Genomic DNA, 25,864 nt, shown 5'->3' on the forward strand with positions numbered 1-25,864 from the left:
ACTCAACGAGCAGAGGTTGCTATTGGCGACTCCGTTGGTTCAATGCAGGTGTCAGTAACCTGGCCTTTTCAATTCCCGACCAAATGTTTGAGGGCGGATTATTCCTTAAGAGTTGCAAATGGCTCTCCTATTGCAATTATTGCGGGGTTTTATGACATCACAACTACAGGCGCCACGGTAAAATTCGAAGAGCTGAACTCTGCTGTTCAGTCAGGTTTGGTTTTAATGGTAGAGGCCGTGGGGTACTAATAAATGAAGATCTTCTATAGCGCACAAGAGAATACTTTCTTCAATGAGGTATTCCACGGTACTCGAACGGTTCTGGTACCCGATCCCGAGTGGGTGCGACCAACCGTGCCTGTTCCAGATCCCGAGTGGGCTCGGCCAACCGTGCCTGTTCCAGATCCCGAGTGGCTTCCGCCAATGATTTCAGCTCCTAATCCGGCGTGGGTTGTGGGTGAGGAATCAGAGTCTCAATCTGAGCCTGAAACTATTCAGATTCTTGATCCTGATGCTGTCCAGCCAACGATTAATGTGCCTGATCCTGATGCTGTCCAGCCAATGATTGAAGTGCCAGATGAGCAAGCCTCGGCCCCGCTCATTACCCTGCCTAACCCAGCGTGCTTGCTTCCACCCGAGTCTGAGCTTGTCGACGTATCGCAGGATGAACACGACGAGATATTCCGCGTGCTGGCCCTCGGCGGCTCGGTGCTTGCGCCTGACGAGAATGGGCGACCAACAACTATCCCCGCGCCAGGCCCTACGGTGGAGGAGCTGAAAGCCCGCGAGCGTGCAATCCGCGACCGAGTATTACTGCTCACTGACCCGTTAATCTCGCGCCACCGTGACGAGGTAGAGGCCGAGCGACCAACGACCTTCACCGCCGAGCAGTACAAGCAGTTGCAGGGCTACCGCCAGGATCTGCGGGAGTGGCCTGAATCGGTGCTCTTTCCTGCACTTGAGCACAGGCCGGAACAACCAGCCTGGCTTGCAGATCAACTCGGCTAATCAACTCGCACCTGTAACACCCGATCCTACAACCCGCCGCGCTCGCCCAACCGGCGCGCGCGCGGCAGCCTGTGCACTGTCATTCCATCACAGCGCAGGCAACCACCCATGGCCGGTTCAGACTATCTCCACGGCGTGCGGGTTCTCGAACTCAACGACGGCACCCGCCCCATTCGCACCATCGCAACCGCAGTCATCGGCCTGGTTTGTACGGCTGAAGATGCGGACCCGCTCGCCTTTCCTCTGGACACACCTGTCCTGCTGACCAACGTGCAAAGCGCCATCGCCAAAGCCGGCGTGAAAGGCACCCTGGCGTCCAGCCTGCAAGCCATCGCGGACCAGACCAAGCCCTACACCATCGTGGTGCGGGTGAAGGAAGGCGCAGACGCAGCCGCTACCACCACCGCGCTGATCGGCACCACCACCGCCGACGGCAAATACACCGGCATGAAAGCCCTGCTAGCTGCCAAGGCCCGTGTGGGCATGACGCCGCGCATTCTTGGTGTGCCAGGTCTCGACAGTCAGCCGGTGGCCACCGCCCTGGTATCGATCGCCCAAGACCTGCGCGCCTTCGCCTACGTCAGTGCGTGGGACTGCAAAACCAAGGAAGAGGTGGTCGCCTACCGCGAAAACTTCGGTGCCCGTGAGGTTATGGTGATCTGGCCGGAGTTCCAGAATTGGGACACGGTCACCAGCGCGACCGTTACCGCGTCGGCGGTGGCCCGAGCCCTGGGCCTGCGGGCGAAGATCGATAAGGAAACCGGCTGGCACAAGACCCTGTCCAACGTCGCGGTCAACGGCGTGACCGGCATCAGCGCCGACGTGTTCTGGGATCTACAAAACCCGGCGACCGACGCCAACTACCTCAACAGTAACGAGGTCACCACCCTGATCAACGAGGGGGGCTTCCGCTTCTGGGGTAGCCGTACGTGCAGCGAGGATCCTCTGTTCGCGTTCGAAAACTACACCCGCACAGCGCAGATCATCGCCGACACCATGGCTGAGGCGCACATGTGGGCAATGGACAAGCCGATGCATGCGTCCCTGGTCAAAGACATCATTAATGGGATCAACGCCAAGTTCCGCGAGCTGGTTACCCAGGGCTACCTCATCGGCGGTGAATGCTGGTATCCGGAAGATATCAACGACAAGGACACCCTCAAGGCCGGCAAGCTGACCCTCGACTACGACTACACCCCCGTGCCGCCCCTGGAAGACCTCACCCTGCGTCAGCGCATCACTGACCGCTACCTGATGCAGTTCGCCGCCGCCGTCAACGCTTAAACCGGGCCTCCCCGCGAGGGGAGTTAACCCCGTGCCATAACTCCGGAGATTCCCGCCATGGCCATGCCTCACAAACTGAAAAACATGAACCTGTTCAACGACGGCGGCAGCTACCAGGGCAAAGTCAAGACCGTCACCCTGCCCGCCTTGGGCCGCAAAATGGAAGCTTGGCGCGCCGCCGGCATGAATGGCCCGGTCAAGGCTGACCTGGGTATGTCCGATGACGGTATCCAGATGGAATGGAAACTGGGTGGCCTGGACCTGATCGTGCTCAAGCAGTTCGGCGCGGTCAACGCAGCGGGGATTGCCCTGCGCTTCGCCGGTGCTTTCCAACAGGACGACACTGGTGAAATCAGCGCCGTCGAGGTGATTGTTCGCGGACGTCACGAAACCATTGAAATGGGTGACGCCACACCTGGTGAAGACACCGAGCACTCCATCACCACCACCTGCAGCTACTACAAGCTAACCGTCGATAACGAAGACATCATCGAAATCGACCTGCTCAACTTTATTGAGAAGGTCGGCGGCGTCGACATGCTGGAGAAACAGCGTAGCGCTATCGGCCTCTGAGCCCTGTCCTCGATCGATAACTAAGAACCCTCAGCACTAGGAGCTCTACCCATGAAAGACGAAGCCATCGAACAACCCGACGTTAAGCCGGTCGACGACAACACCGTCATCCTCGACACGCCGATCCGCCGGGGCGTCACCACCATCGAAAGCATCACGCTTCGCAAACCCAACTCGGGCGAACTGCGTGGCGTGAGCTTGTCTGAGCTGTTGCAGATGGACGTCAACAGCCTGGTAAAGGTGGTGCCGCGCATTAGCAACCCCACCCTCACATCAGTCGAAGTTACGTCGATGGACCCGGCAGACCTGTTCGCACTCGGCACCAAGGTGTCTGGTTTTTTGCTACAGAAATCGATGAAGACGGACGCATCCCTCGTTGCGTAGAGGACGCCATGGCCGATCTGGCCGTGGTCTTTCACTGGGCGCCGGCTGACATGGATCAACTGGGCCTGAACGAACTGATGGAATGGCGCGAGCGCGCCAGGGTGCGGAGCTCCACCGATGGCAAATGATCTGAGACTTCAGGTGCTGCTCAGTACCATCGACAAGGCCACCCGACCGCTAAAGCACATCAGCGAAGGGGGTATTGAGACAGCTCGGGCCCTCAAAGCCGCTCGCGACCGCCTGAAGGAACTCACATCCCAACAAAAGGACGTCAGCGCCTGGAGGGCTCAGCGTGCGGCTGCTGAGCAAACCAGCGCGTCTCTCACTGCCGCACGGGACCGCGTCAAATCCCTCAGTCAAGAACTCGCCGCTACCGACACGCCGACCAGAGCAATGACCCGCAGCTTCCAGGCAGCGGTGCGCGAGGCCACTCGGCTCAAGCAGCAGCACCAACAGCAGAGCGAGCAACTGCAGGGCCTTCGATCGAAGCTCTACGACGCTGGCATCAGCACCAAAAACCTTGGCACCCACGAGCGCCAGCTGCGCGAGCAAATCAACGCCACCAATGCCAGCATCAGCACGCAAGGCAAGCGCATGGCAGAGCTGAGCGCCCAGCACAAGCGCGCGGCGGCAGCCCGAAGTCAGATGGAAAAATCCCAGCGCGCCGCCGGCAATCTCGCGGTGAACGGCGCCTCAGGTCTGGGGGTTGGCTATGCAGCGAGCCGCCCCATCGCCTCCGCAATTAGGGCCTTCGCGCCGAATGAGGATTCCGCCACACAGCTCAAGGTGTCGATGATGGACGACACCGGCAAGGTAGCCGAAGACTTCCAGAAGATTACGAACCTGGCCACAAAGCTGGGTGACCGTTTGCCAGGTACAACGGCCGACTTCCAGGAAATGATGACTATGCTGAGGCGCCAAGGCCTTAGCGCACAAAGCATTCTCGGTGGTACGGGTGAGGCAGCCGCATACTTGGGCGTACAGCTAAAAATGCCGGTGGCCGAGGCCGCTGAGTTTGCGGCCAAAATGCAGGACGCTACCCGCACCTCCGAGAAAGACATGATGTCGCTGATGGACACCATCCAGCGCGGTTTCTACGCGGGTGTTGACCCGACCAACATGCTCCAGGGCTTCAGCAAGATCGCGCCGGTGATGGACACCATCAAAAAATCGGGCATCGACGCCGCCGCTGAACTGGCACCGCTGCTGGTCATGATGGATCAAGCGGGCATGGAAGGCGGCGCCGCCGGCAACGCCTACCGGAAGATCTTTCAGGCAGGCCTGGACAAGGACGGGGTTAAGGACGTCAACGAGATCATGGCGCTGGAGGGAAAGTCCATCCGCTTCAAGTTCACCGATGACAAGGGCAACTTCGCCGGCCTGGAAAACCTGTTCGCCCAGGTCGAAAAGCTCAAGACCCTGAACGACGAAGATCGAACCGCCACCATCAAGGCTCTGTTCGGTGATGATTCCGAAACGATGACCACCTTGAACACCATGATGAACAAGGGGCTGGATGGGTATAAAGAGGTTCAGCAGAAGCTGCAAACCCAGGCCGATCTGCGTACTCGCGTCAACGAACAACTCAGTACCCTCACCAACGTCATGGAAGCCGCAGAAGGCAGTTTCACCAACGCCATGGCAGAGTTCGGTGCAGCAGTAGCGCCGGAACTCAAGGATCTGATCAACACGCTGGGCGAGATCGCCAACAGCGTCGGCACCTGGGCCAGGGAGAATCCAAAGTTGGCCGGTGGCCTGGTCAAGGTAGTGGCCGCGATTGCTGCGCTGGCATTCGTTTTCGGCGGCTTGGCGTTGACCATGGCGAGCATGCTGGGACCGTTCGCGGTACTGCGCTACGGGATGGCAATGTTCGGCCTTCAGGGTGGTGGTATCACCAGTATGCTGGGCCGCTTAATGCCCACACTGACCGGACTGGCCCGTAACGTTTTCCCAATGTTTGCCCAGGGTGTTCGCATGCTCGCCATGACAATGGGCGGTGCGCTGGTCACTGCTCTGCGCACCGTAAGCATTGCACTGTGGGGGCTGTCCGCGAACCCGATTGTCTTGATCATTGCAGCTGTCGTAGCCGCACTGGCCGCCGGTGCCTACCTGATCTACAGAAACTGGGACGCGGTGAAGAGTTACTTCACCAACGCATGGACAGAGATCAAGGCAGGTTTCGACGGGGGTATCGGCGGCATCATCACCACGATGGTCAATTTCAGCCCGCTCGGCCTTGTGTACCAGGCGTTTGCGGGTGTGCTGAGTTATCTGGGCATCGAACTGCCCAGCCGCTTCACTGAGTTCGGCAACATGATCGTCAACGGCCTGGTGAATGGTTTGATGGCAGGTCTCGGCAGCGTCAAAACGGCCATCAGCTCAATCGGCGACGCCAGCATCGGTTGGTTCAAGGAAAAGCTCGGTATCCACAGCCCGTCGCGGGTGTTCGCGGAGCTGGGTGGTTTCACCATGGCCGGCCTCACCCAAGGCCTGGAAGTTGGGCAGAAAGGCCCGCTTGACGCCCTGAGCAGTATGACCAAGCAGATGACAGCGGCAGGCACCTTGGCCCTCGGCGCCACGGCCATGCCGGCGTTTGCCGTGGACAACACGCCGCCAATCAGCAGCTCGCCTTCAGCAGCGGTTTACGACAGCCACGACACCTACGAAATCAGCATCACAGCAGGCCCTGGCACCGACATGCAAAGCCTGGAAAAGAGCGTGCGCGCCATGATGACCCGCATCGAAAACGAAAAGAAAGCGCGTCAGCGCAGCAAACTCTCGGACCTGGATTAACCACCATGATGATGGCCCTCGGCATGTTCGTGTTCAGCCTGCACACCGCTGCCTACCAGGAGCTGCAGCGCCAAACGGATTGGCGCCATGCCAGCAACAATCGAATCGGCGCGGCGCCCGCGCGGCAGTTTGTAGGCCGTGGGGACGACGCCATCACCCTCCCCGGCGTCATCTTCCCCGAGCTGGCCGGTACCGCCCTCAGCCTCGACGCCATCCGTTTAATGGCAAACACTGGTAAGGCCTGGCCCATGGTCGAGGGCACCGGACGGATCTACGGCCTGTGGGTGATCGAGAGCCTGAGCGAAACCAAGACCCTCTTTTTCAGCGACGGGACTCCACGGCGTATTGAATTCACCCTGAGCCTCAAGCGCATCGACGACGACCGCATCGACCTGCTAGGCGCCGCTACCAGCATCGGCGTCAACATCCTGCGGGGCCTGCTGTGATCGAAGCCATCATCTCCAAGGTCACGGGTTACGTGCGCAACACGGCCGAGCGCTACATGCGTGACGCGGCCTATCCCGTGCCGGCCTTCCGGCTCACCGTCGACGGCCTCGACATCGCTCAACTGATCAGCCCGCGGCTGATGAGCCTGGAGCTGACCGACAACCGCGGCGTCGAGGCCGACCAACTGAGCATCACCCTCAGCGACCACGACGGCCTGCTGACAATCCCACCCAAGGGCGCGGTGCTGCGACTATGGCTGGGCTGGAGTGACACCGGCCTGGTCGACAAAGGCACGTACACTGTCGACGAAACCGAACACAGCGGCGCGCCGGACGTGCTCAGCATCCGCGCCAGATCGGCAGACTTGCGCAAGGGCCTGAAAACCAAGCGCGAGCGCAGCTGGAGCAACACCACACTCGGCGACGTCCTGGGCGATATCGCCATCGGCAACGGCCTCACCGCCACGATCGCCAGTGCACTGCACGGCTTGCCCATCCTGCAGCTAGACCAGGCGAACGAATCCGACGCCAACCTGATAAGCCGCCTGGCCGAAGAATTCGACGCGGTGGCCAGCGTCAAAGCCGGCTGCCTGCTGTGCCTTCCGGCGGGCGGCGGCAAGACCGCCAGCGGCATGGATCTGCCACACATCACCCTCACCCGCGCCGACGGCGACCAGCACCGCTACCTACAAGCCGACCGTGACAGTTACGACGGCGTGCGTGCCTATTACTACGACGTGAACAGCGCCAAGAAACAGGAAGCCATTGCCGGCGGCGGCGACAATCTCAAAGACCTGCGCCACACCTACAGCGACCAGCAGTCAGCCCTGCGCGCTGCCCGTGCAGAGTTCCGGCGCCTGCAACGTGGTAGCGCCACGCTTAGCTACAACCTGGCGATGGGCCGGCCGGATCTGATCCCGGAGCTGACCTACACACTCCAAGGCGTGAAAGAGGAAATCGACGAGATCATCTGGTACGGCGGGAATGTGCAGCACAGCCTGAGTGCGGATGGTGGCTACACCGTCAGCCTGGAACTGGAGAGCAAGCTGCCGGAGGACAACGTTGAGGATCTGGCGGAGGAGAACAAGGGGGATTACACGGGGATCATCGCGTACTACCGCGACAAGAAAACCGGGAAGGAAAAGACGATTACTGCGGGGGATCAGGCAAAGCCAAGGCGGTTGCGGTGGTTGTATGCCAGTGAAAGGACGGCTAAGCGGGCGGTGGATCGGGAGTGGAAGAAAATGCAGATGGCAGCAACATGAGAGTTCAAGCGACCCTAAAAAACCCGGCATTAGCCGGGTTCCTCATTCACTTCGCGTGCAACAGAACATCAATGAACCGCAGAATGTCCTTTTGCTGCTCCTGATCAAGTTGCCTGAACATCTGCAAAACCAACCTTTCGCGATGATTCAATTTCTCAAACTCAACGCTCTCGGCCTGCTTGGCTTGCATATCGTTACTCGCGGACATGTGTCACTCCCTTCAACACCTCCAGGTGCCCGGCACCAACCTAGGTGCCAACCAAAGCACCCTGAGGGGCGAGGGATTGTCAGCGTGTGTAGATGTGCCACCAGCCTACGTAAAAACTTTCAGAAAATGGATCAAGGCTTCGAGCATAAATCCTGCGCGAGTGCGACGAAGTCGCTGTAGTCCATCTTTATCGACGGAATGGTCGGGGATGGCTTTGTTATGTCCTGACCGTCTGCCCAGCCACGACTTTTAGCCTCGCTTCGGGCACTTCCACTTAACGCATAAACAGTGCCGTCGGCGGCTCGTGCCAGCGCTTTAGGTGAAGGGCCATCACACATTAGATCGACGCTATCGACCGTGAAAGGCCAGGCATCCCCGAAATCTTTACTCGATACGGTCTGGACCTTTTCGTCGGCATCACACCCCGCGAGCGCTGACAGCAATATGATCAGCGCAGCAACCTTGTTTCCTTGGCTCAAATGTAGCTCCTTATTTTTTTTGGCTGAACGCACGTAGAAGCCTTTTCACTGCTCCCTTGTCATCCTCATCCAACGTCCTAACGTGCTCGACCATCTCGACTTCATCAGGTGACAACGTTGGCTCTGCTACTGGCACGCGTTGGCCGATGACCACGTAAAGGATGTCCACGCCTTTCTCCGACACAGCTGCGAGATACGCTGCATCAGGGCTTCTATCACCCTTTTCGTAGTTGAACTGAGAGGTCTTGGCAACGCCCGCAATTGCGGCGAAATCCGCTTGGTTGAAACCCAAACGGACACGCTCCTCCCTCAGCCTTTCACCAATATTCAACAAAACGACCCCTTATTGAGTTGACTATTCAACGCTCGTTGAATATTCTCCCCATGTCATCACACGAAACCACACGAAACGAGACTATGCCGAACGCATCCCCCATTGAGCAAGCATGCCAACAGGCCCGTGATCGTCTCGCACGTCTCGGGATTACGGCCAAAGACTGGGCTAAAGAAAATGAATTCAACCCATCGACGGTCTACGCGGTTTTGAACGGACAGAAGAAATGCCTGCGTGGTGAAGCTCACCGCGCGGCCGTACTGCTCGGAATCAAAGACGGCGTGATTACAAACTAGGGGCTCTGGCTCCAAGGGGAAACCAGAAGATGAAACGCCCAGTTCTAGACAGCAGAAAGAGCGTCGTAATGGCCGTCATAGGCGCCTACCCAGGCGGTCGGTCGTATGCCTCGGCAGACCTCGGTATGCCGCTGAAGAAGTTCGACAACCAGGCCTACGAGAACGCCGGCAGCCGCCCGCTGACCGATGAACACATTCACCGTTTGGAGCAAGTAGCCGGGACCACATTCCTGGCCGACTACATCGCCTCAATGTACGGCGGCATGTTCGTACCGCTGAGCGTCCCGGAGAACCTGGACAACGTGGAGTTGTACAGCCGGTCCCTGAAGGCCTCGGCCCAGCGGGGCAAAGTCGACCAGATCATGTCTGCGGCCCTGGATGACGGTGTTATCGAAAGGCGTGAAGCCGACGCGATCATCGCTGCCCTGATCACTTACATGTCCGCCCGCTACGCCGAGGTGTTTGCGACTATCCAGCTGTACAGCCAGGGAGCTGTTTAGTGAGCACTTACAAACTGGTCTGCCCCTGCTGCAACAGCTCGATGCGCATCCGTACTTCCGAAGGCCAGACGCCTTGCTTTCGCTCTATGTACTCGGAATGCACCAACCTGCTGTGCGGCGCCACGTTCTCCGGCTCATTGGTTTGGGAATACCAGCTCAGCCCATCGGGCATTGACCGCCCCCTTACGGTCCTGCCCATGGCCCCAACAAAGGTGCGTTTGCTTGCACGTCGAAACCTCACGGTAAACAACGATCAACCCGATCTGCTGGACCAACTGGAAATGGAGCGCGCGTGATGAACCTCGATCAACAGACTCATGACTACCGCAGCAGCATGCAACAAGCTGCTTTCGCTTACCTGCAACGCCATGAGGCAGAACACCTGGTGGATTCCGATCTGTTGTTCGATCGCTGCATTCGCCATCTGACCCTTGCATTGGAAGTGCCTGTATTCATGGCACCCAAACTTGTCCACAACGCTTGGACTGAACTGCAGGTGATCAAAAAGCGCCGCTGGATTGGCATTGACTGGGCCAGTGGATCGGACAGCACCCGTGTCCTCTTGGTGGATGTTCTCGCCGGCAAAGCCTTCCCAATGTCGGCTAGGTTTCTGCCGCAGAAACTGCTCGACCAGCGCAACACCGCATACAAGCCACACCCTCAGTAACGCTCCCTTTTAAACCCCGCCCTGCCCCGTTCCCAATGGGTTTGGGTGAGCTTTGCCCGCAATCCGAGGTGGACCATGGAAATCGACATCGCCATCACCGCAAAACTGCCCCGCGACCAGGCCGAGGCACTGCTCGTTGAGCTGCGCGCTCAGTACGCGTTGCTGTTCAACGAGCATTGGTATGACGACCGTTTTCGCTTGATCCCCGAGGGTTTGCGGCACGGCTCGTTGCTGGTGGCCTTCCCTGGATTGGCCGCACGAAAAAGCCTGATTGGCGCCCTTAAACACAGTCTCGACGAAGCGAAGTAAGCCACGATGGAAATGGAACAAAGGCTGCGAGCCGACGTCATCCAACGCATTGAGCGGGACTACCAGCTCAAGCACATGGCCAACACCAATTACATGCGCAAGGGGGTGTGCCCTGCCTGCCGCCAGAAAACCCTTTACACCTTCTACGACTCGCCCTGGACGTTGATCTGCGGACGGCCGGAAAAGTGCGACCACCGCGTCTACGTGAAAGACGTCTACGACGATCTATTCAACGACTGGAGCAAGACCGCGCCGTCGACAGCGGAAAACCCCCAGGCCACAGCACGCGCCTACCTTGAGTTTGCGCGGGGTTTCAAATTTGAGCTGATCGCCGGCTTGTTCACTCAGGATAACTACTGGGATGGACGGCTAAACATCGGGAGCGCCACGGTGCGTTTCGCCTTGGAGAAAGGTGGCTACTGGGAGCGCCTAATAGATCGGCCTGACCGCTTCGGCAAGATGAAGGCACGCTTTCGTCCTACCGGCGAAGGCTTGACCGGTTACAAAGGCGTCTGGTGGTGCCCACCGAGTGTGGACCTGCTGGAAGTCGACGAGCTATTCATAGTCGAGGGAATCTTCGACTCCATCGCTCTGCTGCACAACGAAGTGCCGGCCGTGTCGATGATGTCCAGCGCTCCCTGCCCCATCGACTCACTCAAGGCCCTGGTCAAGTTACGTCAGGACGCTGGCAAACGTCTGCCGCGCCTGGTGTGGGCACTGGATAACGAGCCAATCGCCAAGGCCAACATGCGCCGTTGGGCGAAGGAAGCGAGCGAGCTGGGCTTCACCTCTAAAGCAGCCGTAATCCCGCAGCCCAACGGAAAAAAGGTCGATTGGAACGATCTGCACTTGCGGTGGAAATCGATCGAGGGCGACGACAAACGCGCAGACCGCATTGAGCAAGACCTTAGCGAAGCGCGCCACCAAGGCGATTTGCTGCTGGCTGATTCGGCGGAGGAAAAAGCGTTCCTGATCTACGTCCGCAACGAACGCAAGGAATTTCACTTCACCTTCCGCAAGCGCCTGTACTGGTTTCGGCTGGACCTTGAAAAGTACGACCGAGCAATGACCGATCTGGAAAGCTCGGAACGCCACGAAGACCAGTTGCTCACTGAGGAACAGCGACGCTACAAGGCACTGCGCCAATCTGGCTCAGTCACTAGCATCGCCAACTGCAATTTCCAGGCGCTGTACTACATGCGCAACGACCTGACCGACGAGGCCTGGTACTACTTCCGCATTGAGCGCCCGCAGGGGCCGGCTATCAAAAGCACGTTCACGGCCAAACAGCTCACCTCGGCGCCTGAGTTTGCGAATCGCCTGCTCAATGTCTCCAACGGCGCAATGTTCGAGGGCAGCGCCCAACAACTGAAACGGATCCTGGCCCCCCAACTGGATTGCCTGAAAACCGTCAACACCATCGAATGGATCGGCTACAGCCGCGACCATGGCGCCTATGTCTTCAACGACCTGGCCTTTCACGGCGGCAAGGTGCAGGTGCGCAACAAGGAAGACTTTTTTGACCTCGGAAAACTGAGCATCAAGTCCCAGAGCCAGTCGCCGGTGCTGCATATCAATACAGACCTCAACGCCTACAACGAAGGGTGGTTCGACATCTACTGGCGCTGCTTTGGCGTACAGGGTCTGGTGGTGCTGGCCTGGTGGCTGGGCGCGTTGCACGCCGAGCAGATCCGCCAGATCCACAAGTCACTGATGTTCTTGGAGCTGGTTGGCGAAGCCGGCTCGGGCAAGACCACTCTGGTGGAGCTGCTGTGGAAGTCGGTCGGGCGCACTGATTACGAAGGCTTCGACCCGTCCAAAGCGACTGCCGCAAGCCGTGCACGCAACTTTTCGCAGGTCAGCAACTTGCCGGTGGTGCTGATCGAGTCCGAGCGTGAACAAAAGGAAGGCCAGCCGGTTAAACACTTCGACTGGGACGAACTGAAAACCGCTTACAACGGCCGCAGCGTTCGCTCCACCGGTGTGAAAAACAACGGCAACGACACTCACGAACCGCCGTTCCGCGCCGCCTTGCTGATTGCGCAAAACAACCCGGTGAACGCATCAGAGCCAATCCTGCAGCGTATTTGCCACGTCCACCTGACACGCGAGCACCACACGCCGGAGACCAAGCAATACGCCGAGCAGCTGGAGCGCATGCCGATGGACAGCATCAGCGGCTTCCTGGTCAAGGCGCTGCAACGCGAAGCCGAAACCATGCGGCTGTTGGAGGAAAACACCTCCGGCTACGAACAGGAACTGCTGGCCTTGCCTGGCGTGCGCACCGTACGTATCGCCAAAAACCACGCACAACTGCGCAGCCTAGTGGACGCACTGGCCGGCGTCGTACCACTCGGCGATCGCCGCAAGGCCCTCGCCCACGCTGAAATCAGCCGCATGGCGCTGGAGCGGCAGCAGGCAATCAACGCCGACCACCCGACCGTGCGCGAGTTTTGGGACCTTTATGAGTTCCTCAATGGCATGGACGAGAAAGCCGCGCTGAACCATGCGCGTCGCGATGGGCTGATCGCAGTGAACCTTAACGAGTTTGTGGAAATGGCTGCCAATAAACGCCAGCAAGTCCCGCCGCTGAGCGACCTGAAACGCCTGCTCAAGACCAGCAAGTCACCCAAGTTTCTGGAATCGAACAAGCCCGTCAACTCGTCGCGCCAGGTCGACGCCTTCGACAAGCCAAAAACCATTCGCTGCTGGGTTTTCCAGGGCGCGTAACCACCGCAACAACAGGAGCAGCACCATGCAAAACGAACTCAAATCAGCCATTCGCTTCAACGAATTTGCCGCGTACTTCGGCGCGCGCGGGGTACTGGCTATGGCTTGGTGGATGGGGGCCGTGCATGCCGCCCGAATTCGTCAGGACCAGAACAGCTTCCCGTTCCTTCAGATCGTCGGTACCGCCGGCAGCGGCAAAACTCTTCTTTTGGATTACCTCCAAAAGCTGAACGGGCAAACGCCTTACTCCCATGCACTTTCCCATGCCACTCCGGCCGGGCGAGCGCGCACATTTGCCGGCGCAGGGCAGCGGATTGTCATTTGCGAGGAACACGGTGAATTAGGCCAGTCCATTGATTGGGATGAACTGAAGCCGCTTTTTAGCTCAGGCAGCATGAGCCTGCGATCTGGGGACGGGCGGAGTGAAGAGGTGACATTTCGCGGGGCTCTGGTGATAACCGCAAACCAGCAACTGGACTGCAGTGATGCGGTCACCAGCCGAATGGTTATGCTCGATCTTTCAGCTGCCGACGCCCATACACCTAAAATCCGGCCGGAAGACATCAGCAGCCTCAACGCTTCGGAGGCAAGTGGATTCGGTATCGCGGTTTCTCAGTCAGGAGAATGGATTTGCGGCAGTCTTCGGGCTTTTTTGCCTTCCTACCAAGGCCAGCTCACTCGTAAATACGGGACAGGCCTGAACGCGCGTACAGCACTCAACTGCGCACAAATGATCTGTCTGATCGATCTGCTTTGCAATCTTCTGGCGATTCCGCAGGACCTCCAGCTTGAGGCCAGGAAGCTGGTTCACGACATCGCCTTCCTTGACACGATCCCCTATTGATCCGGCCTTCGAAAGGAGAATCCGCATGAATACGCCTGCCCAAAAACCGCAGCCCAACTGGTTTCAGCAGCTGCAGGAGTTTGAAGCCAACCGCCCCGCCATCCGTAAAGCAGGTATCGAAGCACTTAACCGCTTGGTTCCTGTCGCCCAGCGGGATACAGGCCAGAGCGCAGTCATCGGTCGCTTTCTGCTCGGGCTCTACAACGGCCGCGACTACCCCTTCGTCCTGACCAGCTTGCGCGGCCTCGACACCGCACTGTTCGACGACTGCCTGGCAGTGCTGCAACTGGACTACTCGCCTGAGCAAGAGGTGCACACGTACCTCCCCGACGGCGATGCGATCTGGGAAGAACTGATAGGTACCTGGGCATGAAATGGGCGCCGAAACGCAATAGAGACGGGCAAGTCCAGCAGAACTGCTGGGTTACCGACAACGGCTACACCGTCGCGCTGTGCCGGTTGCCTGAGTCGCGTTACCCCGTTACTCGGCCTGGGGGCGAACTGCCCTTCGCTTATGCGAAAGACAGAGACGAAGTCATAACGATCATTGAGCAAGACCAGGCCAAACCGGCCTGAAAGATGGTGTTGAGGAGCGCCAACTCCCCGACACCTACCACTACAAAGGAGCAGCACCATGCAAGCACAGAACCTAAGCAGCAGCGCCGGAGAGGCTAACACAACCCCATTCGCCGTCGGCGACAAGGTCAGCTACGTCGCAATCAGCGGTGGTGGCCGCAGCTACCGTTTCAGCGCCCGCAAAGCCGTAATCGAGGCAATCACTGACGATGTCGCGACATTGCGCAGTGCAAATGGCCGAACCACCACACAGCCGCTGAGTAAATTGACACCCGACGGCCAGCCCAACGCCCTGACGCGCATGCTTATGGGAGGGGAGTGATCATGGCTGACTACTTTTATAAGTCCAGCGAGCCAGCAACCGTCGAAATTGTTCGGAGCTATTACGTCATGAGGGATGCTTTCAGCGCTCTACTGATCGCGCTGGGTGTGCATTTCGGCGGCAAGGTCGCACCAATGCGTGACGTCGACTCCCATTTCGCAGGCGGCGTGAAGCTCAGCGGTGGTGCCGAGCTGGATGTGCACTGGTGCCGTCCTGACGACCATGGATATCGGAAACTGCGCACTGCTGCCAAGCCTGGAAAAGGCATATCGAAAGACGAACGAACTGCCATCCGGGCGGAACATCAGCGTCTTGTCGCACTGTGGAACGAGCATTGCCCAGCACGCTTGAGCACCACCGAATACTGGGATCGACTCGGCGTGAATAGCGGCAGCCTTTGGCTGTGTGGCGGCGTCAAGTTTGAACTCGATGGCACCGCCTACTTCCACCTGGGATTCCAGATAAACAAAGCCGAACACCACTGCCAGATCGCAGCAGGCCAACCAACAAACGGATGGATCGAAGGTGCAGTAGAGATCCTGGCCAGCGAGTACGAGACCGCCCGCCTTGCGAAAGTCGGAGGTACAGCATGAAAGCACTGAGCATCCGTCAGCCTTGGGCCTGGCTGATCGTCAACGGTCAAAAGGACATCGAAAACCGTAGCTGGCCGACCCGCTTCCGCGGACCGGTGCTGATCCACGCCGCCAAGGGCATGACCAGCGCCGAGTACAACGACGCCTACTTCTTCGCCCTCGAACAGGGCATCACCATCCCGCACTTCAACGACTTGGAGCGCGGCGGCATCGTCGGCCAGGCCACAGTCACCGGCTGCGGCGACGACTGCCTGTCGCCCTGGTTCTTCGGCAAGTTCGGCTTCGAGCTGGCCGACGCCAAGCCCCTGCCGTTTCTCCCATACAAGGGCCAGCTGGGCTTCTTCGATATCGACTATCAGGAGGTGGCCCATGGCTGATCCGTGCGACTGCCTGAACCAGTGCGGCGATGACGAGCGCGTCATCCAGTATATGGTTGAACCATGCGAGTGGCGGATGAACCGGGCTCTTCGAGAAAAAGCACGGCTAGAGGCTGAAGTTTCTCTGCATGAAAACGCCGCAAAGTGGCGAGCTTTCTGCGCCGACGTGGAGGTGGCCAATGTCTGACCTCTTCTTCTTGCAGGACAGCCGCAATAACGTCGGTAGCCGGGCGATGTTTTGGCGTAACGGCGGCGGCTACACCTCGAATCTCGACGAGGCAGAACAGTTCTCGTGGGAACAAGCTCTGAAGCAATACGAGTGCAGGGAAACCGATTTGCCCTGGCCAGTGGAGTACGTCAGCACTCGCGCAGAGGTCGGCGTTGACTGCCAGTACCTCAGCAGGTCAGAGGCCGAGGCCTACCGCAACGAAGACGGCCGCGTATATGTGGCCTACGCACGCGAGTGGGACGGCAATGATCTGGTGTGGCGCGGCGGCACAGGCCCAACCGCCAATCTGGATGACGCCATCCACCCGGGAGCGGCAGACGCCGCTGGGTACCTGGCCCAAGGCTTGGAGCTTTGGCCGTGCGGGTACATCGTCGAGCGTTCCCGGCCAGTGGCCCAGGTCGCGCAGCTCGACCACAGGCAGGCACTTCGCTCAGTCGGCCTCAAGCTGCCCAAGCTCAAGCGCCCGCGCAACCGTATCTACCGCGACCGGATCAACTGCGAAGGCTGCGGGCGTTTTCTCAGCGAGCGCCAGCGCTTCGACGACTGCCCGAACTGCGGCGCGGGGAACGCACCATGACCGTTTTCCTTTTGCTTTACCTGTGCGCGGATGCGACCCGAACGGATTGCCAGGTGGTTAGGGCTGATAGCTGGAGTGGCCCTAGCGCCTACGAGCTATGCACCGACGTCGTACCTGGGCTGACAGAGGCGCTGACGGCGCCCAACCAAAAGCGGCATCGGTTTGTATGTGAGGTCCAAGGCCACACCGCAAAACCCGCAGAACACAAAGCTCCGCCGGGCTTTGCTCATCAATCATTTCGGATGTAACGGAGAGAACTCATGACCAGAATTGTCACTGAGCGAGACTTCAGAAAACCAGAGTTCGCCAATGCTGACCCTATCGACTACGAGTTTCGTGAGGACGGCGCAGTTGTACGCAAGGATCGCTGGCAAACAGCCGTTCACCAAATTCGCAGCTTAGTGGGTCCCAAAGGCCGTGAGTTCGAGATTGCGGATGTGATAACGGCCGTTGAGAAACTGACCGTTAGCTGGTGCGACGCAGACCCTGATGACTTCCCGGATGCCCCAGCATTCATTGACGTAAGGCTCTCTTGCGGAAGCGTACTGAAACGACTGGAGCGTTTTGGCGATAAGTACGCTTGGACATTTAGCACGCTGGAATTCGTTGCCGTGGATTTTGGAGCGGACATCGTCCAATGGACCAAAAGCGAGGTAGCCCCTTGAACAACGGTAAATCCTTCCCCTGGAACCTCGACCTCACCGGAGTCTGTGACCAGTGCGGTAGATCCCGTGCTCACGGCAACCACCAGAAGTGCAGCAAAGCGCGCCAGGCTGCCAACGCCAAGCGTCGGGCCGAGGAGTCTCAAGCCGGAGTCACACCGGTACCTAGAAAAAGTGCCAGCCTGTTCTGGTTACTTCGCCAGCAGTGATCGGCAACACTAAAACCGCAATACATCAGGCCCGGCGACGGGCCTTTTTTCTGCCTGTCGGCAGAATCTTTCAATACATCGCGTGGGGACGCATATGGCAGATGGCGTAGAGGCCCGTGGCAATTCGGTACGGGTCTATTTCCGTTTCAATGGCGAACTGTGTCGGGAGCTGGTGCCCGGTGGTAACACACCGGAAAATAGGGAGCATGCAAAGCGTCTGGTAACGGTGATCGAGTACGAGATACAGGCCGGCACCTTCGATTACCGCCGGCATTTTCCCGAATCGACCAAGCTGGCCGAGAACACTTTCGGGCATTACCTGGACCTTTGGCTCACGATCAAGAGCAACAGCGTGGCCGCTACCTCTTTCCGGGGGTACAAGAACAAGGCTGAGGTCCATGTTAGGCCGCGCTGGGGTGACGTTCAGATCGATCAGATTGACCACCTTGACCTGCAAGAGTGGATTCAGGGGCCGCTGTCGAAGCGCCTGAAAAACAAGACCATCCGCGACATCATCAGCAACGTGCGCCAGGTGTTCCGGCTTTACCGCACCCGGAAGAAGGTCGCACACGACCCAACCGAGGGGTTATTCGTTCGCCTGCCCGACCCAGAAGCCCCGGACCCGTTCACCAGGGCGGAAATCAAGCAGATCCTCGAAACACCCACCAGCCGCACCCAAGAGCTGTTAATGGTGCAGTTCATGATTTGGGCAGGCCCACGGGTGTCGGAGACCATTGCATTGGCATGGGAGGATGTCGATCTGAAACAGGGGATGGTGACTTTTCGCCGATCCAAAGTGCGTGGTGCCTATCGGGTGACGAAGACCCGGCGATCTACTCGCAAAGTGCGCCTGCTGGAGCCGGCGTGGGATGCACTGCGCAAACTGGACGCTATCAACCAGCTCAAAACGGTGGACACGGTCGACGTCGTCGAGCGGGACAACAAGACCGTCCGGAAGCACAAGCTGCACTTTGTATTCCTGAATACCAAGAGTGGTCTGCCGCACGTCAGCGACTTTGTGGTGAGGGACAGGTTCTTTAAAGCGCACTTGAAAGCGGCCGGCGTTCGTTATCGCGGGCCAGGCCAGTGCCGACACACTTACGCCAGCCAGTTGCTCACCACCGGCGTGGCTTCGGTTGACTGGATCGCGGAGCAGATGGGCCACACCAGCGCTAACATGATCCGACAGCACTACGGCATGTGGATCAACGAGGACGGCCCGGATGTCATTGGCATGCTGCATCTAGCCTTGAAGATATAACTACTTAATCAGTTTGATCCAATCACAATATCGTTAAGCGATGGCTGCGATCACGCAGCCATCCCAACAACATGAGCAATTAACCGAGAAGCTTTACTAACCCGCCTACAGCAGAGCCAAGAATTGAGGTAACCAACGGATGTTTAAGCATATCTGCTACACCTTTCTTGGCATCCTCTATCTCCGCTTTAGACCCACCACTCTGTTCAATCCGAGTAATCAGCTCAGAGACGCCCTGCTCAATATGCAGAGTATTGTGATCGCCTACTTGGAAAGACGTAGAGTTATTGATGTTGATCGTGGTCTGTTTTACAGAGGAGTCACTTTTCGCCGGACCTTTACGCAACTTCAAAGTCCAATGAGGGCCGATTTGATGGAGGCCAGGGGAATAATGCGCATCTATTACGGTATGCAACTCAACTTTATTTCCTGGAAGAATTCTTTCTAGAAAGTCGTCTACATCAACATCCAACTCTTTTTCGTAAATCGTGGCTCCCTTAGGCCCTATATTCGTTTTATAGGGACCTAAACGGCGACCATCTTGTTTAACGATTGTGACGCTGTCTTTCTGCATAGATGCGAATGGATTCATTTCCAGCATACCTCCCGTTGTGATGCCACGGTAATACCACAACCCACGCGTTTCCAACCAGCACTACGTCTGCGGAGGGGCCCCAACTGGCCCAAGGGGGGACTCCCCTGGCGCTCGGACCGATTTGGGCTGATACCAAAGGACCCGCGCTCATTCCCATGGATGTTCCCATAGGTGCCTTTTTTGACCCTCTGAAAACACAAAACCCCTGAAAACTTTAACGTTTTCAGGGGTTTAGTCATTTCAAATTTGGCGGTGAAGGAGAGATTCGAACTCTCGATACAATTTCTTGTATACACACTTTCCAGGCGTGCTCCTTAAGCCACTCGGACACTTCACCGTATCTCGTCAAACAAGTTCAGTCTGTCGAGGCGCGCTAATGTAGTCGAAAGCCTTTCTGATGGCAAAGGTTTTTTTGAGAATTTTCATGCGGTTAGGCAGTTATGCAGGAATGGTCCCGGTGCAGGGCGGTGATTGTGCCAATCTCGGGCAGGGTTTTGATGGTCTAGGCTGGGTGCTGTGCCCTGCCGCGGGCCATTTGCGGCCGGGGATGCGGGAAAAGGCTGACTGGCCAGTCAGTCACGGCGCTTTACCGGGGCGGGCGTGGTGGGTAACGTCTGCTGCATTCTTCTATAACAAGTCCTACAAGGAACCGCGTCATGAGTGAGTTGATTGCCTACCACCTCGAAGACGGTATTGCGACCCTGACCCTGAGCAACGGCAAGGTGAATGCCATTTCTCCGGATGTGGTCAGTGCGTTTAATACGGCGCTGGATCAGGCCGAGAAAGATCGGGCAGTGGTGGTGATCACCGGGACGCCGGGGATTTTGTCGGGTGGTTATGATTTGAAGGTGATGACGGCAGGCCCTAAAGAGGCCATCGGCCTGGTGACGTCGGGCTCGACGTTGGCGAGCCGCCTGTTGTCGCACCCCTTCCCGGTGATTGTGGCGTGCCCAGGGCATGCGGTGGCCAAGGGCGCGTTCCTGTTGCTGTCGGCGGATTACCGGATTGGTGTGGAGGGCCCGTTCAGCATCGGCCTGAATGAAGTGGCGATCGGCATGACCATGCACCACGCCGGGATCGAGCTGGCGCGGGATCGCCTGCGCAAATCGGCGTTCCACCGCTCGGTGATCAATGCCGAGATGTTTGACCCGCAGGGCGCATTGCAGGCCGGGTTCCTCGATAAGGTGGTGGCGCCTGAAGAGTTGCACGCGGCCGCACTGGAAGCGGCGCGCCAGTTGAAGAAGATCAATATGAACGCCCACAAGCACACTAAGCTGAAGGTGCGTAAGGCTCTGCTTGAAGCCTTGGACGATGCGATTATTCAGGATCAGGGGCACAACCTGAGCTAAATCCTACACCTGCCGTGCCAGAGCCCGACCTTGTGTCGGGCTTTTTCTTACACGCAAATCCGAAACGCCCTCAACCGCTCTAGCCAGCCAGTGTTGGCACATGTTGAAACATGCACTTAAACATCGCCTATCTCCGACCTCTACCCGGCTAATTGCCGAAGACAGTGCACATCCGTACACTGCGCCACCTTTTGTCCCGATAGGCCGTGTCGATGCTTTTTCTGCTGCGTATGTTGTTGATGAGCCTGCACTTTATGGTGGCGGGCGTGCTGGGGGTGCTGCTGGGTATCTGCCGGCCGTTCAACCCGGACAACAGTCGCCTGTGCGCGCGTTTATATGCACTGCCCGCAATGCGCATCTTGGGGCTGAACGTGAAGGCCGATGTCGACTCGTTGCGCAACAAGCCCGGCACCTGTGTGGTGATCGCCAACCACCAGTCCAACTATGACCTGTTCGTGGTCGGCAATGTGGTGCCCTACCGCACGGTGTGTATCGCGAAAAAGAGCCTGAAATGGGTGCCGTTGTTCGGCCAGTTGTTCTGGCTGGCGGGCAATGTGTTGATTGACCGCGGCAATGCGCACAAGGCGCGTCGTGCGATGTTGACCACCACCCATACGCTGCAACACAAAGACACGTCGATCTGGGTGTTCCCGGAAGGCACGCGCAATCTGGGCAAGGGCCTGCTGCCCTTCAAGAAAGGCGCGTTTCATATGGCGATTGCGGCGGGCGTACCCATCGTGCAGGTGTGCGTCAGCAATTATGTTGTCCATATGAAGCTCAATCGCTGGAACAGTGGTGATGTGCTCATACGTTCGTTGCCGCCAGTTCCTACAGCCGGGCTGACGGTGGATGACGTCCCGGCGTTGATGCAGGCGTGTCAGGCGCAGATGGATGAATGTATTGCGCAGATGGATCGCGAAGTGCAATCCGCCTGAACACCGTTGAGGCGCGCTTCGCACCCCAGCACGAGCCAGCTCGCTCGCCACACAAAGCGCACCGCAACGGCGGCTACAACGGAACGTCATTCAGGCTAAGCTGCCCAACATCTGTCCTCCTAACAAGAAGTGATCAGCACCATGGGTAGAGTTGTTGCGGCCGCCGTCTACAGCGCCGGTAAGAAAGTCACTGATATCACCCTTGATGAAGGCGCCGCCTGGGCCGCCAAGCCCGGGCACTTTGTGTGGATCGGCCTGGAAGAGCCCGACGCCCAGGAACTGGCGAACCTGCAACGCCAGTTCAACCTGCATGAACTGGCCATCGAAGACGCGCTGGAAAAACACAGCCGCCCCAAGCTCGAAACCTTCGGCGATGCGCTGTTTATCGTCACCTACTCACCGGTGCGCGAGAACGGCAAGCTGGAGTTTATCGAGACCCATATCTTTGCCGGCAATGGCTACATCATTACCGCACGCAACGGGCATTCGGCGTCCTACGGCTTTGTGCGCCAACGCTGTGAGGCACGGCCACTGTTGTTGGAGCACGGGGAAGATTTCGTACTGTATGCGTTGCTGGATTTCGTCACCGAAAACTACCAGCCGGTCAGCGAGGCGATCCACGCCGAGATCGATGAACTGGAGCGCAACGTGCTGTGCAGCTCATTGAGCGAGCGCGATATCCAGAAGATCCATGGCCTGCGCCGCGATGTGCTGCGGCTCAAGCGCCATGTGGCGCCGATGGTGGAGATCAGCCAGGAGTTGCAGAAGCTGAGTTTCCCGTTTATCGACAAGAACATGCGCCCGTACTTCCGTGATGTGCAGATCCATGTGACCCGGCAGATGGAAGACCTCACCACCCTGCGCGACATCGCCAGCCAGACCATCGAGATCGGTGTATTGCTGGAGGCGTCGCGCCAGAGCGTGGTACAGCGCAAGTTCGCCGCATGGGCGGCGATCCTGGCATTCCCCACCGCGGTGGCAGGGATTTATGGGATGAACTTCCAGAACATGCCCGAGCTGCAATGGCACTACGGCTATTTTGCGGTACTCGGGTTTATCGCGGTGGGGTGCACCAGCCTGTGGGCCAGTTTCAAACGCTCGGGCTGGCTTTAGGCTTTGTGCGCGACAAAGCGCATCATCCATTCCGCCACGGTGGCGCCGTGGTGGTCGCGCTCCAGGCTGGCGACGCCGTTCGTGTAGACCGTTTCACCCAGGGTTGTCTGAAGAATCTCCAGCAGTTCGCGGGAATAATCGTGGATAAACTCCGGGTGGCCCTGGAAGCACAGTACCTGGTCGCCGATGTGGTAAGCGGCGAACGGGCAAAAATCGCTGGAAGCGATCACCGTGGCATTGTCCGGCAAGGTGGTGACCTGATCCTGATGACTGATCAGCAGCGTCAACTCGGGCACCTCAGGGCTCATCCACGGGGCCTTGGCGTCGAGTTTGTAGTCGTGGATGCCCATGCCCCAGCCTTTGCTGGCGCGCTCGGTCTTGCCGCCCAGCAGCAATGCCAACAATTGATGGCCGAAGCAGATGCCGAGTAATTTGTCGCCGCGCTCATAGCGCTTCAGCAGGTAGGTCCTGAGGGTCTGGATCCAGGGGTCGGTGCCGAAGGAGTCGGCCTTGCTGCCCGTCACGAGGTAGGCGTCAAACACCTCGTCGTCCGACGGGTATTCGTCCTGCACCACGTTGTAGACCACAAATTCGGCGGCAATCGGCTGCTTGGAGAACAGGCGCTTGAACATCTGCCCGTAACCTTGGTACTGATCGATCAAACCTGGACGCAGGATATCGGTTTCCAGGATGCAGACGCGTAGCGACATAAAAAATACCTGACACGGCGATGGGAATATTGAACACCCAGAGCCTGCCTTGAAACACCCCTTCAAGGCAAGCCCCTCCCTTGATCACCGAAACACTTCACCCCTCGCCGCTTTCTCCAGCAACAACACCGGCGGCGCAAACCGCTCACCGTACTGTTCAGCCAAGTAGCGCGCCCTGGCAATGAAATCATTCAAACCGTACTGATTGATAAACTGCAACGCGCCGCCGCTCCACGCCGCGAAACCAATCCCAAAGATAGAACCGACGTTGGCATCAGCCGTCGACATCAACACGCCCTCCTCCACGCAGCGCACGGTTTCGATGGCCTGGATAAACAGCAATCGGTCGCGCACATCCTGCGCTGAAATCCGCTGGCCGGGCCGTTCAAAGCGGTGTTTCAACTCAGGCCACAAGTACTTCTGCCCTCCTGCGGGGTATTCGTAAAAACCGCCTCCCGCCGCCTTGCCTGTGCGCTTGTACTCATTCACCAACAGATCGATGACCGCCGTTGCCGGATGCCCAGGCACCGACTTACCTTCGGCTTGCAGATCCTTCGCCGCCTGCTGTCGGATATGGCTCATCAGGCTGAGGGACACTTCATCGGAAACCGCCAGCGGCCCCACCGGCATACCGGCCTTGCGCGCCTCGGTCTCAATCATCGGCGCAGCCACACCTTCACCCAGCATGGCGATGCCCTCGTTGGTGAACGTGCCAAACACCCGCGACGTGAAAAAGCCGCGACTGTCGTTGACCACAATCGGAGTCTTCTTGATTTGCATGACGAAATCGAACCCTCGGGCCAGGGTTTCGTCCGAGGTCTGCGCGCCCTTGATGATTTCTACCAGGGGCATCTTGTCCACCGGGCTGAAGAAATGCAGGCCGATAAATCTGCCTTGATCAGGCACGGCCTTGGCCAGGCCGCTGATGGGCAAGGTGGAGGTATTGGAGGCGATTACCGCATCGGCGCCGACCACGCTCTGGGCGGCGGCTGACACCTTGGCCTTGAGTTCGCGGTCTTCAAAGACGGCCTCGATGATCAGGTCGCAGCCTGCCAAATCAGCATCCGAATCCGTAGGATAAATCCGCGCCAACGTGGTTTCCCGCTGCTCGGCGGTCAATTGCCCACGGCCAACCTTCTTGTCCAGCAGCGCGGCCGAGTGAGCCTTGCCCTTCTCGGCGGCAGCGAGGTGGATGTCCTTGAGCACCACCTCGATCCCTGCGCAGGCGCTGACATAGGCGATTCCCGCCCCCATCATCCCGGCGCCCAGCACACCCACTTTACGAGTCACATAAGGTGCAAAGCCCTGGGGCCGCGAGCGGCCGGCGTTGATGTCATTGAGCTGGAACCAGAAGGTGCCGATCATGTTTTTCGCCACTTGCCCGGTGACCAGCTCGGTGAAGTAACGGGTTTCGATCAGGTGTGCGGTGTCGAAGTCCACCTGGGCGCCTTCAACGGCGGCACAGAGGATTTTCTCCGGGGCCGGGAAACAGCCGTTGGTTTTACTGCGCAGGATCGACGGCGCAATCGCCAGCATCTGCGCGACTTTTGGGTTCGAGGGTGTGCCGCCGGGAATCTGGTACGCCTTATTGTCCCAGGGTTGTTTAGCCTCTGGATTGCCGAGAATCCAGGCGCGGGACTTGGCCAGCAGCTCATCGCGGCCCACCGCCAACTCGTTGATCAACCCGGCCAGCAGCGCCTGCTGCGGCCGTACTTTTTTACCTTCCAGCAAATACGGCAGAGCTTTTTCCAATCCCAGCATGCGCACCATACGCACCACGCCACCGCCGCCCGGCAGCAAGCCGAGGGTGACTTCCGGCAAGCCAAGCTGCACCGATGTGTCGTCCAGCGCGACGCGGTAATGACATGCCAGGCAAATCTCCCAGCCGCCGCCCAGGGCTGCACCATTGATTGCAGCCACCACCGGCTTGCCGAGGGTTTCCAGACGGCGCAGTTGTGCTTTGAGCAGTTGCACGTTGTCGTAGAAATCCTTGGCGTGGGCCTTGTCGACCTTGATCAGTTCATTGAGGTCACCGCCGGCGAAAAAGGTCTTCTTGGCCGAGGTGATAATTACACCGGCAATGTGGTCCTTTTCCGACTCCAGGCGCAGGACCGTGGCGGCCATGGCCTCGCGGTAAACACTGTTCATGGTGTTGGCGCTCTGGCCTGGCATGTCGAGGGTCAGCACCACGATCCGGTCCTGGCCTTTTTCGTAACGAATGGCATCGGTCATCAGA

General features: G+C 58.5%; 33 protein-coding genes and 1 tRNA gene. 27 read left to right on the plus strand and 7 right to left on the minus strand.

What is annotated here, in order from left to right; all coding sequences use genetic code 11:
- Positions 1-252: 252 nt before the first annotated feature.
- The 8 genes from AB3G88_RS20885 (at position 253) to AB3G88_RS20920 (ending at position 7,753) form a co-directional block, all read left to right on the plus strand.
- Positions 253-1,008 (plus strand): hypothetical protein, encoded by a 756-nt coding sequence (locus tag AB3G88_RS20885; protein WP_480451473.1) that lies wholly within the window; start codon positions 253-255, stop codon positions 1,006-1,008.
- Between the two features lie 108 nt (positions 1,009-1,116).
- A complete protein-coding gene (locus tag AB3G88_RS20890) occupies positions 1,117-2,292 on the plus strand; it encodes a phage tail sheath protein (protein ID WP_480451475.1) in 1,176 nt (391 codons plus the stop codon).
- Between the two features lie 57 nt (positions 2,293-2,349).
- The gene (locus AB3G88_RS20895) at positions 2,350-2,865 is read left to right on the plus strand and encodes a phage major tail tube protein (protein WP_480451477.1); all 516 of its coding nucleotides are present in this window, start codon (positions 2,350-2,352) and stop codon (positions 2,863-2,865) included.
- Positions 2,866-2,916: 51 nt separating this feature from the next.
- Complete coding sequence (locus AB3G88_RS20900; RefSeq protein ID WP_480451479.1) at positions 2,917-3,249, plus strand: phage tail assembly protein; 333 nt, start codon at positions 2,917-2,919, stop codon at positions 3,247-3,249.
- An 8-nt stretch (positions 3,250-3,257) separates the two neighbouring features.
- Complete coding sequence (locus AB3G88_RS20905; RefSeq protein ID WP_095184142.1) at positions 3,258-3,377, plus strand: GpE family phage tail protein; 120 nt, start codon at positions 3,258-3,260, stop codon at positions 3,375-3,377.
- Positions 3,367-6,042, plus strand: coding sequence for a phage tail tape measure protein (locus AB3G88_RS20910; RefSeq protein ID WP_480451482.1), 2,676 nt, complete (start codon positions 3,367-3,369; stop codon positions 6,040-6,042). Before AB3G88_RS20905 ends, AB3G88_RS20910 begins: the two co-directional genes overlap by 11 nt.
- 5 nt (positions 6,043-6,047) lie before the next feature.
- Positions 6,048-6,488, plus strand: coding sequence for a phage tail protein (locus AB3G88_RS20915; RefSeq protein ID WP_480451484.1), 441 nt, complete (start codon positions 6,048-6,050; stop codon positions 6,486-6,488).
- Positions 6,485-7,753 (plus strand): phage late control D family protein, encoded by a 1,269-nt coding sequence (locus AB3G88_RS20920; RefSeq protein ID WP_480451486.1) that lies wholly within the window; start codon positions 6,485-6,487, stop codon positions 7,751-7,753. The genes AB3G88_RS20915 and AB3G88_RS20920 overlap by 4 nt, the downstream gene beginning before the upstream one ends.
- Before the next feature lie 46 nt (positions 7,754-7,799).
- Here AB3G88_RS20920 and AB3G88_RS20925 read toward each other — a convergent pair whose 3' ends face one another.
- The 3 genes from AB3G88_RS20925 to AB3G88_RS20935 all read right to left on the minus strand — a co-directional run bounded on the left by AB3G88_RS20925 (position 7,800) and on the right by AB3G88_RS20935 (position 8,771).
- Positions 7,800-7,961, minus strand: coding sequence for a hypothetical protein (locus tag AB3G88_RS20925; protein ID WP_480451488.1), 162 nt, complete (start codon positions 7,959-7,961; stop codon positions 7,800-7,802).
- Positions 7,962-8,092: 131 nt separating this feature from the next.
- Entirely contained in the window at positions 8,093-8,440 is a 348-nt protein-coding gene (locus AB3G88_RS20930) for a DUF2511 domain-containing protein (RefSeq protein WP_480451490.1), read from the minus strand.
- Between the two features lie 10 nt (positions 8,441-8,450).
- Positions 8,451-8,771 carry a helix-turn-helix domain-containing protein gene (locus AB3G88_RS20935; RefSeq protein WP_480451492.1) on the minus strand — a complete coding sequence of 107 codons (321 nt, stop codon included), beginning with the start codon at positions 8,769-8,771 and terminating at the stop codon, positions 8,451-8,453.
- A gap of 86 nt (positions 8,772-8,857) precedes the next feature.
- Here AB3G88_RS20935 and AB3G88_RS20940 point away from each other — a divergent pair, with 86 nt between their 5' ends.
- From AB3G88_RS20940 to AB3G88_RS21015, 16 genes are all read left to right on the plus strand, one after another.
- Positions 8,858-9,070: a DNA-binding protein gene (locus AB3G88_RS20940; RefSeq protein WP_480451494.1), complete on the plus strand. Its 213-nt coding sequence runs from the start codon at positions 8,858-8,860 to the stop codon at positions 9,068-9,070.
- A gap of 29 nt (positions 9,071-9,099) precedes the next feature.
- Positions 9,100-9,570, plus strand: coding sequence for a YmfL family putative regulatory protein (locus AB3G88_RS20945; protein ID WP_312403961.1), 471 nt, complete (start codon positions 9,100-9,102; stop codon positions 9,568-9,570).
- Positions 9,570-9,866: an ogr/Delta-like zinc finger family protein gene (locus tag AB3G88_RS20950; protein WP_080519942.1), complete on the plus strand. Its 297-nt coding sequence runs from the start codon at positions 9,570-9,572 to the stop codon at positions 9,864-9,866. Before AB3G88_RS20945 ends, AB3G88_RS20950 begins: the two co-directional genes overlap by 1 nt.
- Positions 9,866-10,237, plus strand: coding sequence for a hypothetical protein (locus AB3G88_RS20955; RefSeq protein ID WP_455911396.1), 372 nt, complete (start codon positions 9,866-9,868; stop codon positions 10,235-10,237). Before AB3G88_RS20950 ends, AB3G88_RS20955 begins: the two co-directional genes overlap by 1 nt.
- Positions 10,238-10,312: 75 nt before the next feature.
- Positions 10,313-10,546 (plus strand): hypothetical protein, encoded by a 234-nt coding sequence (locus tag AB3G88_RS20960; protein WP_094950367.1) that lies wholly within the window; start codon positions 10,313-10,315, stop codon positions 10,544-10,546.
- 12 nt (positions 10,547-10,558) lie between these two features.
- A complete protein-coding gene (locus AB3G88_RS20965) occupies positions 10,559-13,276 on the plus strand; it encodes a toprim domain-containing protein (protein WP_480451498.1) in 2,718 nt (905 codons plus the stop codon).
- Positions 13,277-13,301: 25 nt separating this feature from the next.
- A complete protein-coding gene (locus AB3G88_RS20970; RefSeq protein ID WP_480451500.1) occupies positions 13,302-14,120 on the plus strand; it encodes a hypothetical protein in 819 nt (272 codons plus the stop codon).
- A gap of 25 nt (positions 14,121-14,145) precedes the next feature.
- A complete protein-coding gene (locus AB3G88_RS20975) occupies positions 14,146-14,493 on the plus strand; it encodes a DUF7673 family protein (RefSeq protein ID WP_480451502.1) in 348 nt (115 codons plus the stop codon).
- Positions 14,490-14,696 (plus strand): hypothetical protein, encoded by a 207-nt coding sequence (locus tag AB3G88_RS20980; RefSeq protein ID WP_080519936.1) that lies wholly within the window; start codon positions 14,490-14,492, stop codon positions 14,694-14,696. The genes AB3G88_RS20975 and AB3G88_RS20980 overlap by 4 nt, the downstream gene beginning before the upstream one ends.
- Before the next feature lie 58 nt (positions 14,697-14,754).
- On the plus strand, positions 14,755-15,018 hold the full coding sequence (locus tag AB3G88_RS20985) for a hypothetical protein (RefSeq protein WP_480451505.1): 264 nt from the start codon (positions 14,755-14,757) through the stop codon (positions 15,016-15,018).
- 2 nt (positions 15,019-15,020) lie between these two features.
- Entirely contained in the window at positions 15,021-15,611 is a 591-nt protein-coding gene (locus AB3G88_RS20990; protein WP_480451507.1) for a Mu-Gp12 family protein, read from the plus strand.
- The gene (locus AB3G88_RS20995; protein ID WP_480451509.1) at positions 15,608-15,988 is read left to right on the plus strand and encodes an ASCH domain-containing protein; all 381 of its coding nucleotides are present in this window, start codon (positions 15,608-15,610) and stop codon (positions 15,986-15,988) included. Before AB3G88_RS20990 ends, AB3G88_RS20995 begins: the two co-directional genes overlap by 4 nt.
- The gene (locus AB3G88_RS21000; protein WP_480451511.1) at positions 15,981-16,175 is read left to right on the plus strand and encodes a hypothetical protein; all 195 of its coding nucleotides are present in this window, start codon (positions 15,981-15,983) and stop codon (positions 16,173-16,175) included. Before AB3G88_RS20995 ends, AB3G88_RS21000 begins: the two co-directional genes overlap by 8 nt.
- On the plus strand, positions 16,168-16,794 hold the full coding sequence (locus AB3G88_RS21005) for an FmdB family zinc ribbon protein (RefSeq protein ID WP_480451513.1): 627 nt from the start codon (positions 16,168-16,170) through the stop codon (positions 16,792-16,794). Before AB3G88_RS21000 ends, AB3G88_RS21005 begins: the two co-directional genes overlap by 8 nt.
- A gap of 260 nt (positions 16,795-17,054) precedes the next feature.
- Positions 17,055-17,459 (plus strand): hypothetical protein, encoded by a 405-nt coding sequence (locus AB3G88_RS21010; protein WP_269131732.1) that lies wholly within the window; start codon positions 17,055-17,057, stop codon positions 17,457-17,459.
- Between the two features lie 300 nt (positions 17,460-17,759).
- Positions 17,760-18,926, plus strand: a complete 1,167-nt coding sequence (locus AB3G88_RS21015; RefSeq protein WP_480451516.1) for an Arm DNA-binding domain-containing protein — start codon at positions 17,760-17,762, stop codon at positions 18,924-18,926.
- 79 nt (positions 18,927-19,005) lie between these two features.
- On the opposite strand, the gene AB3G88_RS21020 is transcribed toward AB3G88_RS21015, so the two are convergent.
- Together AB3G88_RS21020 and AB3G88_RS21025 are read right to left on the minus strand one after the other, a co-directional pair.
- Positions 19,006-19,518, minus strand: a complete 513-nt coding sequence (locus AB3G88_RS21020) for a hypothetical protein (protein ID WP_480451518.1) — start codon at positions 19,516-19,518, stop codon at positions 19,006-19,008.
- A 250-nt stretch (positions 19,519-19,768) separates the two neighbouring features.
- A tRNA-Ser gene (locus AB3G88_RS21025) sits at positions 19,769-19,858 on the minus strand.
- 319 nt (positions 19,859-20,177) lie between these two features.
- Here AB3G88_RS21025 and AB3G88_RS21030 point away from each other — a divergent pair.
- The 3 genes from AB3G88_RS21030 (at position 20,178) to AB3G88_RS21040 (ending at position 22,918) form a co-directional block, all read left to right on the plus strand.
- Entirely contained in the window at positions 20,178-20,870 is a 693-nt protein-coding gene (locus tag AB3G88_RS21030) for a crotonase/enoyl-CoA hydratase family protein (RefSeq protein WP_480451520.1), read from the plus strand.
- A gap of 212 nt (positions 20,871-21,082) precedes the next feature.
- On the plus strand, positions 21,083-21,805 hold the full coding sequence (locus tag AB3G88_RS21035; RefSeq protein WP_099582734.1) for a 1-acylglycerol-3-phosphate O-acyltransferase: 723 nt from the start codon (positions 21,083-21,085) through the stop codon (positions 21,803-21,805).
- 141 nt (positions 21,806-21,946) lie between these two features.
- Positions 21,947-22,918, plus strand: coding sequence for a magnesium and cobalt transport protein CorA (locus tag AB3G88_RS21040; protein WP_099582735.1), 972 nt, complete (start codon positions 21,947-21,949; stop codon positions 22,916-22,918).
- On the opposite strand, the gene AB3G88_RS21045 is transcribed toward AB3G88_RS21040, so the two are convergent.
- The gene (locus tag AB3G88_RS21045) at positions 22,915-23,628 is read right to left on the minus strand and encodes an amidotransferase (RefSeq protein ID WP_480451522.1); all 714 of its coding nucleotides are present in this window, start codon (positions 23,626-23,628) and stop codon (positions 22,915-22,917) included. The two genes, AB3G88_RS21040 and AB3G88_RS21045, sit on opposite strands and share 4 nt — an antisense overlap.
- A gap of 84 nt (positions 23,629-23,712) precedes the next feature.
- Positions 23,713-25,860 (minus strand): 3-hydroxyacyl-CoA dehydrogenase NAD-binding domain-containing protein, encoded by a 2,148-nt coding sequence (locus tag AB3G88_RS21050; protein WP_480451524.1) that lies wholly within the window; start codon positions 25,858-25,860, stop codon positions 23,713-23,715.
- Positions 25,861-25,864 lie beyond the last annotated feature (4 nt).

This window comes from Pseudomonas arvensis (genome assembly GCF_056688935.1).

What these genes read in the sequence shown, in the direction of transcription:
- AB3G88_RS20885 (WP_480451473.1), top strand. Translation starts at nt 253, where the DNA reads ATGAAGATCTTCTATAGCGCACAAGAGAATACTTTCTTCAATGAGGTA.
- AB3G88_RS20890 (WP_480451475.1), top strand. Translation starts at nt 1,117, where the DNA reads ATGGCCGGTTCAGACTATCTCCACGGCGTGCGGGTTCTCGAACTCAAC.
- AB3G88_RS20895 (WP_480451477.1), top strand. Translation starts at nt 2,350, where the DNA reads ATGGCCATGCCTCACAAACTGAAAAACATGAACCTGTTCAACGACGGC.
- AB3G88_RS20900 (WP_480451479.1), top strand. Translation starts at nt 2,917, where the DNA reads ATGAAAGACGAAGCCATCGAACAACCCGACGTTAAGCCGGTCGACGAC.
- AB3G88_RS20905 (WP_095184142.1), top strand. Translation starts at nt 3,258, where the DNA reads ATGGCCGATCTGGCCGTGGTCTTTCACTGGGCGCCGGCTGACATGGAT.
- AB3G88_RS20910 (WP_480451482.1), top strand. Translation starts at nt 3,367, where the DNA reads ATGGCAAATGATCTGAGACTTCAGGTGCTGCTCAGTACCATCGACAAG.
- AB3G88_RS20915 (WP_480451484.1), top strand. Translation starts at nt 6,048, where the DNA reads ATGATGATGGCCCTCGGCATGTTCGTGTTCAGCCTGCACACCGCTGCC.
- AB3G88_RS20925 (WP_480451488.1), bottom strand. Translation starts at nt 7,961, where the DNA reads ATGTCCGCGAGTAACGATATGCAAGCCAAGCAGGCCGAGAGCGTTGAG.
- AB3G88_RS20940 (WP_480451494.1), top strand. Translation starts at nt 8,858, where the DNA reads ATGCCGAACGCATCCCCCATTGAGCAAGCATGCCAACAGGCCCGTGAT.
- AB3G88_RS20945 (WP_312403961.1), top strand. Translation starts at nt 9,100, where the DNA reads ATGAAACGCCCAGTTCTAGACAGCAGAAAGAGCGTCGTAATGGCCGTC.
- AB3G88_RS20955 (WP_455911396.1), top strand. Translation starts at nt 9,866, where the DNA reads ATGAACCTCGATCAACAGACTCATGACTACCGCAGCAGCATGCAACAA.
- AB3G88_RS20960 (WP_094950367.1), top strand. Translation starts at nt 10,313, where the DNA reads ATGGAAATCGACATCGCCATCACCGCAAAACTGCCCCGCGACCAGGCC.
- AB3G88_RS20965 (WP_480451498.1), top strand. Translation starts at nt 10,559, where the DNA reads ATGGAACAAAGGCTGCGAGCCGACGTCATCCAACGCATTGAGCGGGAC.
- AB3G88_RS20970 (WP_480451500.1), top strand. Translation starts at nt 13,302, where the DNA reads ATGCAAAACGAACTCAAATCAGCCATTCGCTTCAACGAATTTGCCGCG.
- AB3G88_RS20975 (WP_480451502.1), top strand. Translation starts at nt 14,146, where the DNA reads ATGAATACGCCTGCCCAAAAACCGCAGCCCAACTGGTTTCAGCAGCTG.
- AB3G88_RS20980 (WP_080519936.1), top strand. Translation starts at nt 14,490, where the DNA reads ATGAAATGGGCGCCGAAACGCAATAGAGACGGGCAAGTCCAGCAGAAC.
- AB3G88_RS20985 (WP_480451505.1), top strand. Translation starts at nt 14,755, where the DNA reads ATGCAAGCACAGAACCTAAGCAGCAGCGCCGGAGAGGCTAACACAACC.
- AB3G88_RS20990 (WP_480451507.1), top strand. Translation starts at nt 15,021, where the DNA reads ATGGCTGACTACTTTTATAAGTCCAGCGAGCCAGCAACCGTCGAAATT.
- AB3G88_RS20995 (WP_480451509.1), top strand. Translation starts at nt 15,608, where the DNA reads ATGAAAGCACTGAGCATCCGTCAGCCTTGGGCCTGGCTGATCGTCAAC.
- AB3G88_RS21000 (WP_480451511.1), top strand. Translation starts at nt 15,981, where the DNA reads ATGGCTGATCCGTGCGACTGCCTGAACCAGTGCGGCGATGACGAGCGC.
- AB3G88_RS21005 (WP_480451513.1), top strand. Translation starts at nt 16,168, where the DNA reads ATGTCTGACCTCTTCTTCTTGCAGGACAGCCGCAATAACGTCGGTAGC.
- AB3G88_RS21010 (WP_269131732.1), top strand. Translation starts at nt 17,055, where the DNA reads ATGACCAGAATTGTCACTGAGCGAGACTTCAGAAAACCAGAGTTCGCC.
- AB3G88_RS21015 (WP_480451516.1), top strand. Translation starts at nt 17,760, where the DNA reads ATGGCAGATGGCGTAGAGGCCCGTGGCAATTCGGTACGGGTCTATTTC.
- AB3G88_RS21020 (WP_480451518.1), bottom strand. Translation starts at nt 19,518, where the DNA reads ATGAATCCATTCGCATCTATGCAGAAAGACAGCGTCACAATCGTTAAA.
- AB3G88_RS21030 (WP_480451520.1), top strand. Translation starts at nt 20,178, where the DNA reads ATGAGTGAGTTGATTGCCTACCACCTCGAAGACGGTATTGCGACCCTG.
- AB3G88_RS21035 (WP_099582734.1), top strand. Translation starts at nt 21,083, where the DNA reads ATGCTTTTTCTGCTGCGTATGTTGTTGATGAGCCTGCACTTTATGGTG.
- AB3G88_RS21040 (WP_099582735.1), top strand. Translation starts at nt 21,947, where the DNA reads ATGGGTAGAGTTGTTGCGGCCGCCGTCTACAGCGCCGGTAAGAAAGTC.
- AB3G88_RS21045 (WP_480451522.1), bottom strand. Translation starts at nt 23,628, where the DNA reads ATGTCGCTACGCGTCTGCATCCTGGAAACCGATATCCTGCGTCCAGGT.
- AB3G88_RS21050 (WP_480451524.1), bottom strand. Translation starts at nt 25,860, where the DNA reads ATGACCGATGCCATTCGTTACGAAAAAGGCCAGGACCGGATCGTGGTG.